This is a genomic window from Xanthomonas translucens pv. cerealis (genome assembly GCF_006838285.1).
Classification (GTDB): domain Bacteria; phylum Pseudomonadota; class Gammaproteobacteria; order Xanthomonadales; family Xanthomonadaceae; genus Xanthomonas_A; species Xanthomonas_A cerealis.
This window is the reverse complement of sequence record NZ_CP038228.1, coordinates 1,100,207-1,118,778: the sequence shown is the minus strand read 5'-3', so window position 1 is coordinate 1,118,778 and position 18,572 is coordinate 1,100,207. Positions and strand designations below refer to the sequence as shown.

Genomic DNA, 18,572 nt, shown 5'->3' with positions numbered 1-18,572 from the left:
TGAGTCCATGAGCGCCGCCCCCGCCCCCGCCCCCGCGCACACCGCCACGCTGGCCGTGGACAGCCGCTGCAGCCACGGCGAAGGCGTGGTCTGGTGCGAACGCCGGCAAGTGCTGTTCTGGGTCGATATCGACCGACGCCAGCTGTGGCGCCACGACCCGGCCAGCGGCACCAGCCGCCACTGGACCCTGCCCGACCGCCCCGGCTGCCTGGGTCTGTTCGACGACGGCCGCCTGCTGCTGGCCTTGGCCAAGGGCGTGTACGCGGCCGACCCGGACGCCAGCGCCGCCGACGCCACCGACCTGCCGCTGCACAAGCTGGCCGACCTGGAGCCGGAGCGCGACGACACCCGCGCCAACGACGGCCGCGCCGACCGCCACGGCAACTTCGTGTTCGGCACCATGAGCGAACGCGCCGACCAGGCCCCGGTCGGCAGCTTCTACCAGTGGTCCGCACGCCACGGCCTGCGCCGCCTGCCGCTGCCCGGCGTGGCGATCCCCAACGCGATCTGCTTCAGCGCCGACGGCCGCACCCTGTACTACTGCGATTCGGTGCGCCCGCAGATCCTGTGCTGCGACTACGACGCCGCCAGCGCGCAGACCGGCAACAGCCGCGTGTTCGCGGACGTGGACCACCCCGGCGCCGAACCCGACGGCGCCATCATCGACGCCGAAGGCCACCTGTGGAACGCGCAATGGCGCGCCTGGCGCGTGGTCCGCTACCGGCCCGACGGCAGCGTCGAGCGCAGCGTCGCGCTGCCGGTCAAGCATCCCACCTGCCCGGCGCTGGGCGGCGCCGACGGCCGCACCCTGTACCTGAGCACCTCGCGCATGGACCATGCCGATGCCGAACTGGCGCGCACCCCGCAGGCCGGCGGCCTGTTCGTCGCCACGGTCGGCATCGCCGGCCTGCCCGAAGCACGCATCGCCAGCGCATGATCGCCATCGATTGGGGCACCAGCAGCCTGCGCGGCTACCGGCTCGCGGCCGACGGCCGCGTCCTCGAGCAGCGCCGCAGCGACCAGGGCATCGGCGCCTGCCAGGGCCGCTTCGCCGCGACCCTGGCGGCGCTGATCGACGGCTGGCCCGGCGACGTAGCGCTGTGCGGCATGATCGGCAGCCGCAACGGCTGGATCGAACTGCCTTACGCGCCCTGCCCGGCCGACGCCGACGCACTGGCCGCAGCGATGCAGCCGCTGCACGACCCGGCCCTGCCCGGACGCACGCTGTGGTTCGTGCCCGGCGTGGCCAGCGGCGCCGAGGCGGTGCCGGACGTGATGCGCGGCGAGGAAACCCAGTTGATCGGGCTGCTCGACACCCTGGCGCAGGAGCCGCAGGGCGCCGGCCGCCACAGCGTGTGCCTGCCCGGCACCCACAGCAAATGGGTCGATCTGGAACACGGCCGCATCGCCGCCCTGGCGACGATGATGACCGGCGAGCTGTACGCGCTGCTGCGCCAGCACAGCCTGCTGGCACGGCTGATGGACGCCGACGACGCGCAGTTCGACGGCGCCGGCTTCGACGCCGGCCTGCAGCGCAGCGGCGCGCCCGGCGGCCTGCTGCACCACCTGTTCGGGGTACGCAGCCTGGGCCTGTTCGAGCGGCTGAGCGCGGCCGCCGCGCCGTCCTACCTGTCCGGCCTGCTGATCGGCCACGAACTGCGCGCACGCCTGCCGCTGGCGCCGAGCGTGCACCTGATCGGCGGCAGCGGCCTGCTCGACCGCTATGCGCATGCGCTGCGCGCCTTGGGCAGCCAGGTCCGCAGCCATCCCGAAGACCTCGCCGCGCATGGCCTGTACCGCCTGGCGCAACGCCGCGGCGGCATCGGCCACTGAGCCGACGCGGCCTGCCGGCCGCGCGCATTCCCCACGCGGCGGTGCCGACTGCTTTAGAATTGCGCGCTTAACCGCCGGATCGAACCATGCCTTTTGTCGTCACCGAAAACTGCATCAAGTGCAAATACACCGACTGCGTGGAAGTGTGTCCCGTGGATTGTTTCCACGCGGGTCCCAACTTCCTGGTGATCGATCCGGACGAGTGCATCGACTGCACCCTGTGCGAGCCGGAGTGCCCGGCCAACGCGATCTACCCCGAGGACGACGTGCCCGCCGGCCAGGAAGGCTTCGTCGCGCTCAATGCCGAGCTGGCCAAGGCCTGGCCGGTGCTGACCACGCGCCAGGAACCGCTGCCCGACGCCGCCGAGTGGGACGGCAAGCCGAACAAGCTGCCGCTGCTGCTGAAGTAACGAATCCGCCGCATCGCCGCAGGGCCGTGCGCGGCCAGGCCGCGAACCCGATGCAAACGGGCCGTACCGCCAGCGATGTTGAAGCGTTTCGACCGAAAAATTTTCAGTCGGCAACCTGTTGTGGGAGCGACTTCAGTCGCGACGCGCCTTCCCGGTGAAGCCCGTCGCGACTGAAGTCGCTCCCACAATCTCCTGGCGACCTTCCTCCTGGCGGCCTTTATCGCCTCGCCAAACAAAACGGGCGCCTCGCGGCGCCCGTTTCGTATTCCGTCGCAACGGCCGGCGCATATGCCGGCCGGCACCACCGGTTCAATGGCCGAGCTTGGCCTTCAGCGCCGCGATCAGCTTGACCGGGGCATCGCCGCTGGCCGGCATGCCGCGCGGATCGACCGCCGACACGTAGACCCCGGCCTCCACCGCGACCACGCGCACCAGGAAATTGCTGCCTTCGTAAGCCACGTCGTAGGAACCCAGCACCTGCGCGCGGCTGGCGACAGTGACGCCGGCGATGCCGCCCAGCGCGTCGCCGACCTGGCCGAACACCTGGTCGCGCGCGCCCGGCACCACGAAGCCGCTGTTCGACGCCGCCGGGGCCTGGCCCGGCGCGCTGCTGGCGCCGGGGCGCTGCGTGGCCGACGCCAGTGCCGGCACCTTCATCGCTGCCGAGGTGTCCGGCGCGGTCAGGTCCGGCGGCACTTCCAGCGGACGCATTTCGGGGCCCAGCGCATAGTCGCCGCGCGGCTTGCCCTTGTGGAACCAGCTGCACCCGCTGGTGGCCGCGACCATGGTGGTCGCCAGCACAGCGGCCGACAGCACGCGGACGTAGGGAACGGAAGCACGCATCGATAAATCTCCTGAGGTCAGGCCGCGAGCGTTTCGCGGCTGGATAGTTCTTCCAACGCGGCTGCGTCGGTGGCGAGACGGTCGGCCGTGGCGTGGTGCGCCGCGGACAGCGGCAGCAACGGCAGCCGCAGACCCTGACCGATGCCGGCGCGCTGCAGCAGCGCCTTGACCGGGATAGGGTTGGATTCGATGCCGCAGAAGGCGTGGAACGGCTGCAGCCGCGCATCCCAGGCCTGCGCCAGCTCGACCTGGCGCGCACGCGCCAGGTCGCACAGGCGCCGGTAGGAGGCCGGCAAGGCATTGGAGGCGACGGAGATCAGCCCGTCGTAGCCGCCGAGCATGGACTGCGCGGCGCTGCCGTCGTCGCCGCTGAGCACGGCAAAGCCGTCGCTGCGCAAGGCCAGCAACGCGGCGATGCGCTGCGGATCGCTGCTGGCGTCCTTGATGCCGACGATGTTCGGATGCTGCGCCAGGTGCGCCACGGTGTCCGCCAGCAGGTCGCAGCCGGTGCGCGCGGGCACGTTGTACAGCACCACCGGCAGGCCGCCGTGCTCGGCCACCTGCAGGTAGTGCGCGAGCAGGCCGGCCTGGGTCGGGCGCACGTACGGCGGCGTCACCACCAGCGCGTACTGCGCGCCGTTGGCGGCGGCACGGCGGGTCAGCGCGACCGTCCTGGCGGTGCCGGACAGGCCGGTGCCGGCCAGCAGCGGCACGCGTGCGCCAATGACCTGCGCCGCTTCGCGCAGGATCAGGTCGTACTCCTCGTCCAGCAGCGTGGCCGCCTCGCCGGTCGATCCCGCCACCACCACGCCCTGCACGCCGCCGTCCAGCTGGCGTTTGAGCAGCCGCTGCCAGGCGTCGAGGTCGAGGTCGCCATTGCCCTGGAAGGGCGTGGCCAGGGCGGTGATGATGCCGGAGAGGGACAAGATGCCTGATGCTCGCTGGATGAGAGGGCCGCGTGCGGCCTGCACGGACGGGATTCGTCCCGCATGTTACTTGCGGCCCGAAAGCACGGGCAAGTATGCTGCATAATGCGCCGAGCGACCGCCCGGACGCCGTTCAGCCTTACGCAATCCTACGCAATGCCGGAAGCCCCTTTGACAGACACCACGCCCCGGCCCGCGCCGACCGAAAACCACCTCCTGATCAACGCCTATACGACGCATCCGGAGTCGCCACTGTTGCCGGTGACCCGCCGTATCGCCGACAGCGGCTGCAATCTCGTCGATGCGCGCCTGGCCACGGTCGGCCGCGACGTGTCGGTGACCGCATTGGCGACCGGCTCGTGGGACGCGGTGGCCAAGCTCGAAGCCATGCTGACCCGGCTCGACCGCGAGGAAGGCATGAAGCTGGTGTGGTACCGCACCGGCGCCAAGCAGGCGCAATCCAACCTGCTGCCCTACATCGTCGAGGTCATCGCCGCCGACAAGCCTGGCATCCTGTTCCAGCTGGCGGATTTCTTCGACCGCCAGGGCATCACCATCGAGAACCTGCAGAGCACCCGCTACCGCGCGATGCAGACCGGCGCGGAGATGTTCTCGGCGCAGGTCACCATCGGGGTGCCGGCGAACATGCACATCGCCGCGCTGCGCGACGACTTCCTCGAGTTCTGCGACCACCTGAACCTGGACGCGATCATGGACCCGATGAAGTTCTGATCCGCGCTGGACATCGACGCAGTCGAACGCAGATGATGGCGATGCACGCGGAGGACACCCCATGAAAGACGGCGACACCCTGGATCGCACCACGCTGGCATTGCCGCTGGCCTTGTCCGGCGGCACCAGCGCCACGCTCGGCGATTTCGCCGGCCGCTGGCTGGTGCTGTATTTCTACCCGAAGGACAGCACCCCCGGCTGCACCACCGAGGGCATCGACTTCAATGCGCTGCTGCCGCAGTTCGAGCAGGCCGATGCCGCCGTGCTCGGCGTCTCGCGCGATTCGCTGAAATCGCACGACAATTTCTGCGCCAAGCAGGGTTTCCGCTTCCCGCTGGTCAGCGACGCAGACGAGGCCCTATGCCGCGCGTTCGACGTGATCAAGGAAAAGAACATGTACGGCCGCCAGGTGCTGGGCATCGAGCGCAGCACCTTCCTGATCTCGCCTTCGGGCCGGCTGCTGCGCAGCTGGCGCAAGGTCAAGGTTCCCGGCCACGCCCCGGCCGTGTTCGACGCGCTGCAGGCCGCCGCCCAGCAGTGATCATTCGCGCTTCCCGCACGTCGCATCACCCTGCCCTGTGCAGGCGGTGATGGCCTTTCCCTGTCCCATTCCCAGGAATCCACGATGACCCGAGGCAAGCGCATCTACGTGCTGGATACCAACGTGCTGATGCACGACCCGACCGCGCTGTTCAAGTTCGAGGAGCACGACGTGTTCCTGCCGATGCAGGTGATCGAGGAGCTGGACAACGCCAAGAAGGGCATGTCCGAAGTCAGCCGCAACGCGCGCCAGGTCAGCCGTTTCCTCAACGAGCTGATCGAGGGCGCCGGCGCCGAGCAGATCGAGTCGGGCATCCCGCTCAGCCATCCGCAAGGCATCCAGCTCAAGAGCAGCGGCAGCATCGGCAAGCTGTATTTCCAGATCCGCCCGGTCGAGCCGGAGCGCAGCTTCGGCACCGTGGCGCCGGACAACAAGATCCTGGCCGCGGTGCTGGCGCTGCGCGAGGAAGGCCCGGAAACGCCGGTGATCCTGGTGTCCAAGGACATCAACCTGCGGATCAAGGCGGCGATCAGCGGCCTGATCGCCGAGGACTACGAGAACGACCGCGCGCTCGACGATTTCAGCCTGCTGTACACCGGCGCGATCGAGCTGCCGGAGGATTTCTGGCAGAAGCACAACCAGGACCTGCGCAGCTGGAGCGATAAGGGCCGCACCTGCTACGAGATCGCGCTGGCCGACGACGAGGACTGGTATCCGAACCAGTACCTGTACCTGCCCGGCGACGACGAAGTGGAACTGCGCGTGGTCAAGGTCAACGGCGAGCGCAAGGCGACGCTGGCCCTGGTCGACGATTTCCGCAGCGGCCAGCACGCGGTGTGGGGCATCGCCGCACGCAACCGCGAGCAGAACTTCGCGCTCAATGCGCTGATGGACCCGGAGATCGACTTCGTCACTCTGCTCGGCACAGCCGGCACCGGCAAGACCCTGCTGGCGCTGGCGGCGGGCCTGGCGCAGACCATGGACCAGCAGCGCTACCGCGAGATCATCATGACCCGCGCCACGGTCAGCGTCGGCGAGGACATCGGTTTCCTGCCCGGCACCGAGGAAGAGAAGATGACGCCGTGGATGGGCGCGCTGACCGACAACCTGGAAGTGCTGACCCATAACCAGGAAGGCGGCGCCTGGGGCCGTGCGGCGACCAACGACCTGTTGGCCAGCCGGATCAAGATCCGCTCGATGAACTTCATGCGCGGGCGTACCTTCCTGTCGCGCTACCTGATCCTGGACGAAGCACAGAACCTGACCCCGAAACAGATGAAGACGCTAATCACCCGCGCCGGCCCCGGCACCAAGATCGTGTGCCTGGGCAACGTCGAGCAGATCGACACGCCGTACCTGACCGAGACCACCTCGGGCTTGACCTATGCGGTGGACCGATTCAAGGCCTGGCCGCACAGCGCGCACGTCACCCTGCGCCGCGGCGAGCGCTCGCGCCTGGCCGACTACGCCTCGGAGGTGCTATGAACGCCGCCAACGCACGCCGCCTCGGCGGCGCAGCCCTGGCCCTGGCCCTGCTCGGCGCATGCAGTACCGCGCGCGGGCCGGCCAGCGTGCCGACCGCGATCAAGGTCGGACAATCGTGGATCGTCACCCGCAACAGCGCCGCCGCCGAGGTGCTCGACACCTGTTCGCGCGACAGCCCGGCGCGCCAGGGCGGCGTGCTGAGCGGCTACTGGGTGCCTACGATCGGGCAGATCGCGCAGCTGGAAGCACGCCTGCCGCGACTGCAGCCGACCATTGCCGATCCAGCCAGTGCCGACCGCCAATACGTCGGCATCCTCTACCGCGGCAAACACGCGATCTACGTCAACGCGTTCAAGCCGCATCATGACGACAGGGAGGTGGATCCCAGCGTCGATGCGGTGCGCGTGTGCGGTGGCGGCAGCGGCTTCTGGGGCGCGGTGTTCAATCCTGACAGCGGCACCTTCTCCGAGATCGCCGTCAACGGCGCGAAGTAGGCCGTACCCCATGCGCCGGCCGTCCTCGCCCAGCCCGTCGCGCGCCGCGCGGCGGCGACGCCGCGGCGCATGAATGTCGAACTGCCGCGCTGGGCCTGGGCCTTCGCCGGCGCGCTGGCCTGCGTCGCCGGCATGGTCAACGTGGTCGGCTACCTGGGCTTCGAGCACCAGGCGGTGACGCACCTGACCGGCACCACCACCCTGCTCGGCGCGGCGCTGGCCGATGGCGACCTGCGCGTGATCGGCCAGTTGCTCGGCGTGGTCCTGGCCTTCCTCGGCGGCGCCGTGCTCAGCGGCATCGTGGTGCAGGACAGCCGCCTGCGCCTGGGCCGTCGCTACGGCGTAGCGCTGGCGCTGGAAGCGCTGCTACTGCTAGCGGCGATGCAGGCGTTCAAGCAGCAACAACTGCTCGGCGCACTGTTCGCCGCCACCGCCTGCGGCCTGCAGAACGCGATGACCACCACCTACAGCGGCGCGGTGGTGCGCACCACCCACCTGACCGGCATGTTCACCGACCTGGGCATCGGCCTGGGCCAGGCGCTGCGCGGCCTGCCGCTGCCGCGGCGGCGCATCCGCCTCAGCCTGCTGATCATCGGCGGCTTCCTGCTCGGCGGCGTGCTCGGCGCCTGGGCCTACCGCCGGGTCGGCTTCGATGCGCTGCTGGCGCCGGCGCTGCTGACCGGCCTGGTCGGAACCGGCTATGCGCTGCAAGCCCACTACCGGCGCCACGGGCGCTGAACGCGCAGTCGCCAAGCGGCGGCCGGCGCTGCACAATCGGCGCATGAGCGAACCCACCGTCGTCTCCGCACTGAGCATTGCCGGCACCGACTCGGGCGGCGGCGCCGGCATCCAGGCCGACCTGAAGACCTTCGCCGCGCATCGCGTGCACGGCCTGTCGGCGGTGGCCGCATTGACCGCGCAGCACACCCGCGGGGTCGGCGCCGTGCATGTGCCGCCGCTGCCGTTCCTGCGCGCGCAGATCGACGCCTGCTTCGCCGATTTCGACATCGGGGCGGTCAAGCTCGGCATGCTCGCCAATGCCGCGGTGATCCACTTGGTCGCCGATGCGCTGGAGCAGTACCGCCCGCCGTTCGTGGTGCTGGACCCGGTGATGGTCGCCACCAGCGGCGCCAAGCTGCTCGAGGACGACGCGCTGGATGCGCTGCGCCATCGGCTGCTACCGCTGGCGACGCTGGTCACCCCGAATGCCCCGGAAGCGCAGCTGCTGCTGGGCCGCACGATCGAGAACGGCGACGATGCCGAGCACGCCACCGCCGCGCTGCTCGCGGCCGGCGCGCAAGCGGTGCTGCTCAAGGGCGGCCACCTGGACGAGGGCCATCGGGTGATCGACCGCTACGACGACGGCGTCAGCCGCAGCGAATTCAGCCATGTGCGGCTGGCGCTGCAGGCGCACGGCACCGGCTGCACGCTCGCCGCGGCGATCGCCGCGCAGCTATGCCAGGGCCTGGCGCTGCCGGTGGCCTGCGAGGCGGCGATCGACTACATCGCGCGTGCGCTGCAGGGCGGCTACCGCCCCGGCCGCAGCGAGGTGGTGGTGCTGGACCACTTCGGCGCCGCGCGCCACGCGTGAGTACGCACGCGCTGGCGAGCGAGGCGCCGCCGGCCAACCCAGGCGATGGGCAGTGCGGGTCGCTGCTCGCACGCATTCCCGCGACGCAGCGCCAGGCGCAGCGGTGGCTGCCCGTGCGCGGCGTGGCAGCGCGCCATTTGGATGGTGCCGGAAACCTTGCCACGCGCCCTGCTGCGCAAACTGGCGCCGCGCACGCTCGCGCTACACTGACTGGATGCGGCGCAGCTGGGCGCCGCGGCCGCCCTTTTCGCCTGGATGCAATGGCCGGCAGCCGTGGTGCAGGCCCTGCCCGGCGCCGCAGACTGACTTTTTTCCGCGAAGGGCATTGACGGGTCCGGGGGACTCGGTAATAATTCCGCTCCTGACGACGCGCCCGTAGCTCAGTTGGATAGAGTACCTGGCTACGAACCAGGCGGTCGGGAGTTCGAATCTCTCCGGGCGCACCAGTCAGCTAAAAAACGACAAACCCGGTTTGTCGTTTTTTTTTGCGTGTCCGCCGGCTATTTGCAGGCGTGCGAGCGCAACGTGGCGCGCAGCCAGATGGCGCATCGGCGCACGCCGCTGTAGACGAATCGGCAGAACTCGGGAATAATCCCGCGCCTGACGACGCGCCCGTAGCTCAGTTGGATAGAGTACCTGGCTACGAACCAGGCGGTCGGGAGTTCGAATCTCTCCGGGCGCACCAGTCAGATGCAAAACGACAAGCCTGCGCTTGTCGTTTTTTTTGCCTTCCGTTTGCCCCTGCCCGCGGCTTGAGCGCGCGTGCCTTTACGCAGCGACCTTGCCGCCGATGTCTGGCGCGGGCGCTACCGCACCGCCGTCCAGCTCGATCACCGCATAGCCCGCCGCACGCCACGCGTGCAGCCCGCCGCGCAGCGGCAGCACATCCTCGTAGTGACGCTGGCGCAGACGCGTGGCCAGCACCGCCGCCGACACCTCGTTCGGACAGGCGCAATAGATGACGATCTTGCGATCACGCGGCAACGCCGCGACGATGGCGTGGATGCGGCGATCGTCCACCTCCAGCGCACCGGGAATCGCGAACGGCTCGATCGCCCGATAGCCCGGCGCGCGGATGTCCAGCAGCACCGGCACCGCCTCGCCCTGCATCAACGTGTACAGTTCGTCGACGTCGATGCGCAAGGTCTCCATCGACTTCAGCAACGCATGCCGGCGCCACGCGCGATAACCGATATAGAGCAGGAGCAGGCCCGCCAGCAGCAGCACCGCGCGCGTGCCGAGCACGCTCAGCCAGTCCAGCACGTCCTGCACCTGATCGGCGAACGCCAGGCCCAGCAGCAGCCCGTACCCCGCCCAAAGCGCCGCGCCCAGCGCGTCGTAGCACAGGAACTGACCGGGCCGTACCCGCATCGCCCCGGCCATCGGCACCGACACCATCGACAGGCCGGGCACGAACTTGGCCACCGCCAGCACGCGTACGCCCCAGCGGGTGTAGAAGCGCTCGGTCTGCTTCATGCAGGTATCGCGCGACAGCGACAGCCGGCACAGCGACTGCAGCGTGCGGTTGCCGTAGCGGCGGCCGGCGCCGAACCAGACCAGGTCGCCGATCAGGCTGGCCACGATCGAGACCGACAACGCGGCCAGCAACCCGCTCCACACCGCGCTGCCGTGGAGCAGCGCATAGGTCGCACCGATCAGGATCAGGGTCGGCAGGGCCGGCACCGGTAGGCCCAGCGACAAGGCCAACACGTTGACGAAGACCAGGCCCAGGCCGTAACGCGCGATCAGTTCCTGCATGGCCGTGCCTGCGCCTGAGGGGAAAGAAAGGATGCGGCATTATCCTCCCAGCCGCGACGCCCGGCGCGCGCAACGCCGCAGCACCGGCGGAACAGACCCACCCACGCTCAGTCCAATCGCGCCTGCAACTGCGCCAGCCACGCCTCGAACACGCCGGGCTGGCGCATGCGCGTGCGCCACCAGGCCAGCGCCGCGCCTTCCTCGCCGCTGCGCCACGCCAGCTGGAACACCTCGTCCGGCTTCGGCTCCTCGACCCGCTTGCGCAAAAGCGCGCCGCACGCCAGCGCCGCACGCGCGTAGGGTTCGGGCAGGAAACCGAAGCCCAGCCCAGCCAAGTGCAGCAGGTACTTGCTGCGCATGTCCGGCACGGTCAGCGCGTCCTGGCCGAACAGCAGCCCGACCGTGCGCGGCAGCAGCCGCCGCGCCGAATCGGCAACCGCGATCGCACGGTGCTCGGCCAGCTGGCTGCGGCCGAGCGGCTCGGCCGCCTGCGCCAGCGGATGGGTGGGCGCCACCACGAACACGAACGCCAACGTGCCGAAGGGTTCGGCCACATAGCCGCCGCCGCTGGGTCCCTCCCCGGCGGCGCCGACCAGCAGGTCCACGCGCCGGTCCAGCAGCGCCTCCCAGGTGCCGGACAGCGATTCCTGCACGATCCGCAGCCGGGTCCGGTCGGCGACCGCATAGAACGCGGCGATGTCCTCGGCCAGGCAGTCCGGCGCGAACACCGAGTCCAGCGCCAGCGCGAACTCGGTCTCCCAGCCGGAGGCGACGCGGCGCACGCGCAACTCCAGATCGGCGGCCGCGCGCAGCAGGTGCCGGCCCTCGCGCAACAACTCGGCCCCGGCCGCGGTGAGCGCCACCTTCGGCCCCAGGCGCTCGAACAACTGCACGCCCAGGTCCTGCTCCAGCTTGGCCACCGTGTAGGAAATCGTGGACGGCACCTTGTACAGCGCCTTGCCGGCCGCCGAGAACGAGCCGCGGCGGTCAATGGCGTCGATGATCTGCAGCGCGTCGAGGCTGATCATGAACATTCGAATTTTTCGATGATAGGTACCGAACCTATCCGTTTTTCAAACCCGGCGATAGTGCGGATACTCCTCCTCAGCGCTAGACAGCCATGACATCAAGTGGGTATCGCGAGCGTCCTGCCTATCGATCCACTTGCACATACCGCCACTACCGGGAGCTTCCCATGTTGCAGATCCGCACCAGCGATAGCCGCGGCCGCGCCGAGCACGGCTGGCTGTCCTCGCGCCACACCTTCTCCTTCGGCCACTACCACGACCCGCGCCACATGGGCGTCGGGCCGCTGCGGGTGATCAACGAGGACCGGGTGCAGCCGGGCCAGGGCTTCGGCACCCATGCGCACCGCGACATGGAAATCCTCTCCTACGTGCTCGACGGCGCGCTCGAGCACAGGGATAGCATGGGCAACGGCTCGGTGCTGCGCTACGGCGACGTGCAGCGCATGAGCGCCGGCTCCGGCGTGACCCACAGCGAGTTCAACCACTCCGCCAGCGAGCCGCTGCACTTCCTGCAGATCTGGCTGTTACCGGAGCGTGCCGGGATCGACCCCGGCTACGAAGAAAAGCACTTCACCGCGCAGACCAAGCGCGGCCAGCTGCGCCTGATCGCTGCGCCGCAGGGCGAGGACGGCGCGGTGCGGATCCACCAGGATGCGCGGATCTATGCGGCGATCCTGGACGGCGCCGAGCGCATCGTCTACCCGCTGGCCAGCGGACGCGGCGCCTACGTACAGGTCATCCGCGGTGCGCTGACGGTCAATGGCCAGGCACTGCAAGGCGGCGACGCAGCGCAGAGTGTCGACGAGACCGAACTGGACTTCGCCGACGCGCAGGACGCGGAATTCCTGCTGTTCGACCTGCCGCGCTGAACCGCGGCGCCAGCCCGAGCGCTGCCGCAGCACAGGCCGCACACGAAGCATCCGCCCAATGGCGGATGCTTCGCATTGGCGTGGCGGATTCGGCGCCATACCGCGCGCTCCTCACGCCTCCCTCGGAATGCCATGACGCGTCCTGCACGGCACCCGCGTCAATGCTTGCGCTCTTTTCCCACGCCGGCATGCCGGCCAAGAGCCCTCCCCCGATGCCACACCCCGCCAGCGCCGTCTACGCCACTCCCTCGCGCATCCGCCAAGGACGTCCCTTCCCCCGTGGCGCCGTGTTCGACGGCAAGGGCACCAATTTCGCCCTGTTCTCCGCGCACGCCACGCGCGTGGAGCTGTGCCTGTTCGACGACTCCGGCGCGGAAACGCGGCTGGATCTGCCCGAATACAGCAACGAGATCTGGCACGGCTACCTGCCCGACGTGCAAGCAGGCCAGCGCTACGGCTACCGCGTGCACGGCCCGTATGCGCCCGGCGAGGGCCACCGCTTCAATCCCAACAAGCTGCTGCTGGATCCCTACGCTCGCGAAATCGAGGGCGACCTGATCTGGGCCGACGAACTGTACGGCTACACCATCGGCCACCCGGATGGCGACCTCAGCTTCGACGAACGCGACAGCGCGCCGTTCATGCCCAAGTGCGTGGTGGTCGAGGACACCTACGACTGGGGCGACGACGCACGCCTGCAGACCCCGTGGAGCGACACCCTGGTATACGAGACGCACGTGCGCGGCTACACCATGCGCCACCCGCAGGTGCCGCAGGCGCTGCGCGGCACCTGCGCCGGACTGGCCCAGGAACCGGTGCTGCGCTACATCAAGGAGCTGGGCGTCAGCGCGGTGGAACTGCTGCCGGTGCACGCCTATCTCGACGACCAGCATCTGCTCGACAAGGGCCTGCGCAACTACTGGGGCTATAACACCCTGGGCTTCTTCGCGATCAAGTCGCGCTACCTGGCCAGCGGCCACCGCGACGAGTTCCGCGACATGGTCAAGGCCATGCACCGCCAGGGCCTGGAGGTCATCCTCGACGTGGTCTACAACCACACCGCCGAAGGCAGCGAACTCGGCCCCACCCTGTCGTTCCGCGGCATCGACAACGCCAGCTACTACCGCCTGGCCGAGGACAAGCGCTACTACATCAACGATACCGGCACCGGCAACACGTTGAACCTGAGCAACTCGCGGGTGATCCAGTTCGTCAACGACTCGCTGCGCTACTGGGCCGGCGAGATGCACGTGGATGGCTTCCGCTTCGACCTGGCCACCATCCTCGGCCGCGAACCCACCGGCTTCGACCAGCGTGGCGGCTTCCTGGACGCCTGCAACCAGGATCCGCTGCTGTCGGAAGTGAAACTGATCGCCGAGCCCTGGGACTGCGGCCCGGGCGGCTATCAGGTCGGCCGCTTCCCACCGGGCTGGTCGGAGTGGAACGACAAGTTCCGCGACAACGCCCGCGCATTCTGGAAGGGCGACGACGGCATGCTGGCCGAGTTCGCGACCCGCTTCACCGGCTCGGCCGACCTGTTCGATCGCCGCGGCCGCCGCCCGTGGGCCTCGGTCAACTTCATCACCGCGCACGACGGCTTCACCCTGCGCGATCTGGTCGGCTACAACGACAAGCACAACGACGCCAACGGCGAGGACAACCGTGACGGCTCCAACAACGACGGCTCCTGCAACTACGGTGCGGAAGGCGAAAGCGACGACGCCGAAATCCTGCAACTGCGCGAGCGGCAGAGCAAGAACCTGCTGGCCACGCTGCTGCTGGCGCAAGGCACGCCGATGCTGCTGGCCGGCGACGAGCGCGCACAGACCCAGGGCGGCAACAACAACACCTATTGCCAGGACAACGAGATCACCTGGCTCGACTGGGACAACGACCCCACCGAGGGCCGGCTGACCGCCTTCGTCAAGGCGCTGAGCGCCTTGCGCAAGCGCTACCCGATCCTGACCCGCGGGCGCTTCCTCAACGGCCAGTACAACGAAGAAGCCGGCGTGCGCGACCTCACCTGGCTCAATCCCGGCGGCACGGAGATGGAAGAGGCGCACTGGACGGAGGCCGGCGCGCGCGCGATCGGACTGGTGCTGGAAGGCAAGGCGCAGACCTCCGGAGTCAAGGAGTTGGCCAACGACGACACGCTGCTCATCGTCATCAATGCCTACCACGAGGGCGTGAACTTCGTCCTGCCGTCGTCCGGGCAGGAACTGCACTGGAAGCTGTTGCTGTCCACCGACGAGACATTGCAGGTCGACGCGATGCCGGCAGGCGCCAGCGACTTCCTGGCGCCGCCGCGCAGCGTCAGCGTGTTCGAATACCAGGCGCCGCAGCCCGGTTGACGATACGCAAGCCGGGAGTCGGTGGTCGCGATGCGACTTGGGCGAGTGCAGCGCAGGACGTAGCGGCCGGGAGAGAAGGACGCCCCGGCGCCCGCTTGCAATCACCCGCCTCGTCTCGCGCGCGCAAGGCGGAAAAAGCGACAACGCCGCCAACAGGCGATTGCCTGCCTTTCCCAAGGCTGGCCGAATGGCGAAAGCACCGATCAGCGTGGCTTGCGCCTGGGTACGCGCAAACCGCATCCAGGCAACAAGTACCCGATCCCACCTGGGCTGATATCCGCCCAACACGGCACGGCACTGCACGGAGAGCAGCGCTGGCCTCGCTTCGCAGTGCAGCTAACTACAGCGTACATATAGTCAAAATTTACCAAAATAGTAATTTTGGTAGTAGGCTTGAACCCTCCAACCTTGGCGTGCCCATGCAACTGCCCATGGACTTCATCGATCTGGAAAAAGCCCCGGCCAGCGACATCAAGACCAAGGGCTGGCCCGGCCTCATGCGCAAGGTCCGTGCGAACGGCGCCGTCGTGGTCACCAACCACAACCACCCCGAAGCGGTGGTGGTGGACGCGGAGCAATACCGCCGGCTCGTGGCCGAAGCCAGCGCCGCATCCGCGGCCATCGGCCGCGCTCAATCGCTCAAGGCGCTGCAAACGAAATTCGACGAGCACCTGGCCTCATTGAAGGACGCAAACGGTCTGGCCCGGGCGCTGAGCCGCCCTGCCCGCCGCGGCAAGAAAATCACCCTGGGCAAACCCCTGTAAGCAGTGGGCAGGATTCTGGTACTGGCCGGCGTCAACGGCGCCGGCAAGAGTTCGTTGCTGGGCGCGATGCTGCAGGAGGACCAGGCGACCTGGTTCAATCCGGACTCCTTCGCTCGCGCGCTGACGGAACAAGGATGGCCGCTGGAGGAAGCCAATTCCCAGGCATGGCATGAGGGCAAACGGCGACTGCAGCGCGCCATCGCCGAAGGCAGCGACTACGCTTTCGAGACCACGCTGGGAGCGACCACGATTCCCACCCTGCTACGCCAGGCATGCGACCAGCACGAGGTGACGATCTGGTTCTGCGGCCTGGCAAGCGTGGAGCTCCACCTGCAGCGCGTGGCCGCACGGGTCGCGCGCGGCGGGCATGACATTGCGCTGGCCAAGATCCGTCATAGCTACGACGCCTCGCGCGCCAACCTGATCGAACTGATTCCCCACCTGACCACCCTGCACGTCTACGACAACAGCAGCCCTGCAGATCGCGACGGACAGGTCACCGCCCTGCTGGTGCTGGAAATGGACCAGAGCGGCATCCACCACCCACGCAGCGCCGAACAGTTCGAGCAGGTCCCGGAATGGGCCAAACCCATCGTCATGGCGGCTATCGAGGCCCGCTCATCTGCAATGGCCCAGAGCATCTGATCGTCGCGACGTGCGGGCATGCCGGGTGCAGTCGCACACTGCAACCGCGCTGGATTGGAGCATCGCATCGGCACTCGAACTTTCCAGCGCCTAAACGTCGCTCTCGAATGCGCTCGATCTTCACCGAAGGCTTACAGCACTGCGCGCAGCGTGGCGATGCTCGCTCAAGGGCATTCACTTACTCGCGGAGTCAACGATGGACAAGAATCGCACTGAAGGCGCCAAGAACCAGATCAAGGGCACCGTCAAAGAAGTTGTCGGCAAGGTCACCGGCAACAAGCTCAAGGAAGTCGAAGGAAAACTTCAGCAGGGCGCCGGCAAGGTCCAGAGCGAAGTCGGCAAGGCGCGCGACAACGCACGCAGCTGAGCAGCGACGCATGCCTAGAGGCCTCGCAGCACGAAGCTGCTCAAGCATTAATCAAGCCCCGATCCATCCGGGGACCGACGCTACGAAGCCTCGAGCATGCATGACGCTGCTGCAACAGCAAGCGCGCAGTGGATCGCACCATCGCCGAACACCTGGCCTGCACTGTGTTTGAAGACCTTGCGTCCGAGGCGTTCGCGCGAATGCGCAAACGAACGTAGTAGGGGCCGCTCGTGCCGCAGGTGAGGCCGCGGGCTACTCGCATGTAAGTACCCAAGCGAATGTCTAAGGTGGTCGAAAAGAAAAACGCCCGCAAATCGTTAATTTGCGGGCGTTTCCTTGACACTGGCGGAGTGAGAGGGACACAATTTAAATTCCTCTAACCCATTGATGCCGATCGTCTTTTCCCACCTGGACACCCGCAAATTGTGTCCAAGGGATGGTCCTGCCCCGGTTATCGTAGCCGAGGCGGAATGCAATGTGGATCCCCAAAGCGGCCCATTCCGCTCGCTGTGGGGCGACCGATGCACGACCCTCGTTCCGTCCGGAGAAGAGTGGCGCATGAACCGCCGACGCAAGGCGGCCCCCGATCCTGTGGCGACCAAGAAGAAGCCGGCGTTTCACTGATACGCACCGACGCCCCAACAACAAAGTGCTCCGCAAGCGGGGCACCGTTTTTTCAGTGGAGGCGCGGTGGTCGGGGTCCACTCGCGCCAGCGACCACAGACGGCGGGAGGGCGGCGGCATTTGGCTTGGCCTCACTGTCGCTGAGGACGGGGCTCTGGTCGGGCTCGACGGGATAGCGTCCCGCAGCAGCACCGGTGCGCCCATTGGAGGGACAGCGCGCCCCCCAGAAGTTGCATGGCGCCCGCGCTCAGCCTGCCGACGACGTAGACGCCTCTTGCGCTGCGCGGGCTCTCGCTGCCAGCAGCAGCCGGTTGACCAGCTTGGGCGCATCGTCGCCAACATTGCTGGCCGCCTTCCAGAGTTCCGGAGGCAAGCACGCACGCTGGGCAGTGATGACATTCAACAGATCCTTGGCAAGGGCCGTCTGCTCGCCCACGTTCAGGTGAGCGCCAGGACCATCGTCCTCGGGCATGGTCACCATCTCGACCGCCGCATCCAGGCAAGCTTCGGTTGTCCCCAATTCCCTTGCCCGCTCGGCTTTTTGCACAGGGCCTTGCCCGTGGATTTGCGCCTCTATGTACCGGGAGGCGAAAGACTTGATTGCCATCAAGCCACAGCCTGCAACTACCGCACCCACCGCTGTTTTGGCACTGGCCGAAGCAACGCCATCGTAATACAGTTTATCGGTGGAATTTCCGTGTATCGGATCTATGCCATTGCGCTGCATCGTACCGTAGAAACTGCACGCTAGCGCAGCGCCAAACAAATGGCCGGAGCCACTAACGAGTGTATCTGCCGTGCTACGTACAACATTGGCCACACGCACGCCAGCAGTATCGGGGGCCCTGAGCGGTGCCTCGCGTACTGGCCGCCGTGGCAGGCTTTGGACCAGTTGCGTGTTGGCATGTGGGTCCTGCGCGCGTGCAGAGGAGCTTGCCTCGGGCTCGGTGGCCACACCCTCCTGCGTATGACTCGCGACTCGGTGCGTTGCAGACGTCAGTGTCCCAGGACGCATACATCACCTCACACATTGGATGGAGCGCCATTCTTTCTTCGCTCCATCACGGCCGCGCGCACCTGGCGGAATAACCGTGGCCCGGGGCGAAACGGACAACGGCGCGCCCGAGGCACCGGGTTGCCTATCCACGCATGGCCATGTTTCTACCTTCGGCACCTTGGCCAACCACTGCCTGCACGTCCGCCGGATGTCACTGGCGGAGCGCTCGGCCGATGCGCGCGTTGTGGGCTTCATCGGCGACCTGCTCGAAAATCGACATCAAGCGCACCTGCATCGCCGGTGCGGCTGATCCT

The 18,572-nt window shown here is 67.9% G+C and carries 20 protein-coding genes and 2 tRNA genes; 17 read left to right on the top strand and 5 right to left on the bottom strand.

Translation table 11 applies throughout. From position 1 onward, the window contains the following. Nucleotides 1–7: 7 nt before the first annotated feature. The 3 genes from E4A48_RS04960 (at nt 8) to fdxA (ending at nt 2,243) form a co-directional block, all read left to right on the top strand. Complete coding sequence (locus E4A48_RS04960; protein WP_039005176.1) at nt 8–937, top strand: SMP-30/gluconolactonase/LRE family protein; 930 nt, start codon at nt 8–10, stop codon at nt 935–937. Next, nucleotides 934–1,833: a 2-dehydro-3-deoxygalactonokinase gene (locus E4A48_RS04955; protein ID WP_142741970.1), complete on the top strand. Its 900-nt coding sequence runs from the start codon at nt 934–936 to the stop codon at nt 1,831–1,833. The genes E4A48_RS04960 and E4A48_RS04955 overlap by 4 nt, the downstream gene beginning before the upstream one ends. 86 nt (nt 1,834–1,919) lie before the next feature. After that, nucleotides 1,920–2,243 (top strand): ferredoxin FdxA, encoded by a 324-nt coding sequence (gene fdxA / locus E4A48_RS04950; RefSeq protein WP_039005179.1) that lies wholly within the window; start codon nt 1,920–1,922, stop codon nt 2,241–2,243. 309 nt (nt 2,244–2,552) lie between these two features. Here the strand turns inward: fdxA and E4A48_RS04945 are convergent, their stop codons facing one another. Continuing rightward, on the bottom strand, nt 2,553–3,086 hold the full coding sequence (locus tag E4A48_RS04945; protein WP_142741969.1) for a hypothetical protein: 534 nt from the start codon (nt 3,084–3,086) through the stop codon (nt 2,553–2,555). A 17-nt stretch (nt 3,087–3,103) separates the two neighbouring features. After that, on the bottom strand, nt 3,104–4,012 hold the full coding sequence (gene dapA, locus E4A48_RS04940; protein WP_142741968.1) for a 4-hydroxy-tetrahydrodipicolinate synthase: 909 nt from the start codon (nt 4,010–4,012) through the stop codon (nt 3,104–3,106). Nucleotides 4,013–4,168: 156 nt separating this feature from the next. On the opposite strand from dapA, the gene E4A48_RS04935 reads away from it, so the two are divergent. The 8 genes from E4A48_RS04935 to E4A48_RS04900 all read left to right on the top strand — a co-directional run bounded on the left by E4A48_RS04935 (nt 4,169) and on the right by E4A48_RS04900 (nt 9,540). Then, a complete protein-coding gene (locus tag E4A48_RS04935) occupies nt 4,169–4,744 on the top strand; it encodes a glycine cleavage system transcriptional repressor (RefSeq protein WP_003475101.1) in 576 nt (191 codons plus the stop codon). 61 nt (nt 4,745–4,805) lie between these two features. Further along, nucleotides 4,806–5,285, top strand: coding sequence for a peroxiredoxin (locus E4A48_RS04930; RefSeq protein WP_142741967.1), 480 nt, complete (start codon nt 4,806–4,808; stop codon nt 5,283–5,285). Nucleotides 5,286–5,369: 84 nt separating this feature from the next. Further along, nucleotides 5,370–6,770, top strand: coding sequence for a PhoH family protein (locus E4A48_RS04925; protein ID WP_142741966.1), 1,401 nt, complete (start codon nt 5,370–5,372; stop codon nt 6,768–6,770). After that, the gene (locus E4A48_RS04920) at nt 6,767–7,264 is read left to right on the top strand and encodes a hypothetical protein (protein WP_039005184.1); all 498 of its coding nucleotides are present in this window, start codon (nt 6,767–6,769) and stop codon (nt 7,262–7,264) included. Before E4A48_RS04925 ends, E4A48_RS04920 begins: the two co-directional genes overlap by 4 nt. Before the next feature lie 69 nt (nt 7,265–7,333). Further along, the gene (locus E4A48_RS04915; protein ID WP_039005185.1) at nt 7,334–8,002 is read left to right on the top strand and encodes a YoaK family protein; all 669 of its coding nucleotides are present in this window, start codon (nt 7,334–7,336) and stop codon (nt 8,000–8,002) included. A gap of 43 nt (nt 8,003–8,045) precedes the next feature. Beyond that, entirely contained in the window at nt 8,046–8,855 is an 810-nt protein-coding gene (gene thiD / locus E4A48_RS04910) for a bifunctional hydroxymethylpyrimidine kinase/phosphomethylpyrimidine kinase (protein ID WP_142741965.1), read from the top strand. Nucleotides 8,856–9,224: 369 nt separating this feature from the next. Continuing rightward, nucleotides 9,225–9,301, top strand: a tRNA-Arg gene (locus tag E4A48_RS04905). A 162-nt stretch (nt 9,302–9,463) separates the two neighbouring features. Beyond that, nucleotides 9,464–9,540, top strand: a tRNA-Arg gene (locus tag E4A48_RS04900). Between the two features lie 83 nt (nt 9,541–9,623). On the opposite strand, the gene E4A48_RS04895 is transcribed toward E4A48_RS04900, so the two are convergent. Beyond that, complete coding sequence (locus E4A48_RS04895) at nt 9,624–10,613, bottom strand: DedA family protein/thiosulfate sulfurtransferase GlpE (protein WP_039005187.1); 990 nt, start codon at nt 10,611–10,613, stop codon at nt 9,624–9,626. Nucleotides 10,614–10,720: 107 nt separating this feature from the next. Then, nucleotides 10,721–11,647, bottom strand: coding sequence for a LysR substrate-binding domain-containing protein (locus tag E4A48_RS04890; protein ID WP_185910717.1), 927 nt, complete (start codon nt 11,645–11,647; stop codon nt 10,721–10,723). Between the two features lie 161 nt (nt 11,648–11,808). Between E4A48_RS04890 and E4A48_RS04885 the strand changes: the two genes are divergently transcribed. The 5 genes from E4A48_RS04885 to E4A48_RS04865 all read left to right on the top strand — a co-directional run bounded on the left by E4A48_RS04885 (nt 11,809) and on the right by E4A48_RS04865 (nt 16,637). Then, a complete protein-coding gene (locus E4A48_RS04885; protein ID WP_142741964.1) occupies nt 11,809–12,510 on the top strand; it encodes a pirin family protein in 702 nt (233 codons plus the stop codon). Between the two features lie 212 nt (nt 12,511–12,722). Then, nucleotides 12,723–14,861, top strand: coding sequence for a glycogen debranching protein GlgX (glgX, locus tag E4A48_RS04880; protein WP_142741963.1), 2,139 nt, complete (start codon nt 12,723–12,725; stop codon nt 14,859–14,861). Between the two features lie 419 nt (nt 14,862–15,280). Continuing rightward, on the top strand, nt 15,281–15,625 hold the full coding sequence (locus E4A48_RS04875) for a type II toxin-antitoxin system prevent-host-death family antitoxin (RefSeq protein ID WP_039005190.1): 345 nt from the start codon (nt 15,281–15,283) through the stop codon (nt 15,623–15,625). Between the two features lie 3 nt (nt 15,626–15,628). After that, nucleotides 15,629–16,270: an AAA family ATPase gene (locus E4A48_RS04870; RefSeq protein WP_142741962.1), complete on the top strand. Its 642-nt coding sequence runs from the start codon at nt 15,629–15,631 to the stop codon at nt 16,268–16,270. Between the two features lie 196 nt (nt 16,271–16,466). After that, nucleotides 16,467–16,637 carry a CsbD family protein gene (locus E4A48_RS04865; protein WP_068830319.1) on the top strand — a complete coding sequence of 57 codons (171 nt, stop codon included), beginning with the start codon at nt 16,467–16,469 and terminating at the stop codon, nt 16,635–16,637. An 871-nt stretch (nt 16,638–17,508) separates the two neighbouring features. Here E4A48_RS04865 and xopAV read toward each other — a convergent pair. Next, entirely contained in the window at nt 17,509–18,261 is a 753-nt protein-coding gene (gene xopAV, locus E4A48_RS21425; RefSeq protein WP_039008766.1) for a type III secretion system effector XopAV, read from the bottom strand. A gap of 91 nt (nt 18,262–18,352) precedes the next feature. On the opposite strand from xopAV, the gene E4A48_RS04850 reads away from it, so the two are divergent. After that, entirely contained in the window at nt 18,353–18,568 is a 216-nt protein-coding gene (locus E4A48_RS04850; protein ID WP_141696390.1) for a hypothetical protein, read from the top strand. Nucleotides 18,569–18,572: the final 4 nt, after the last annotated feature.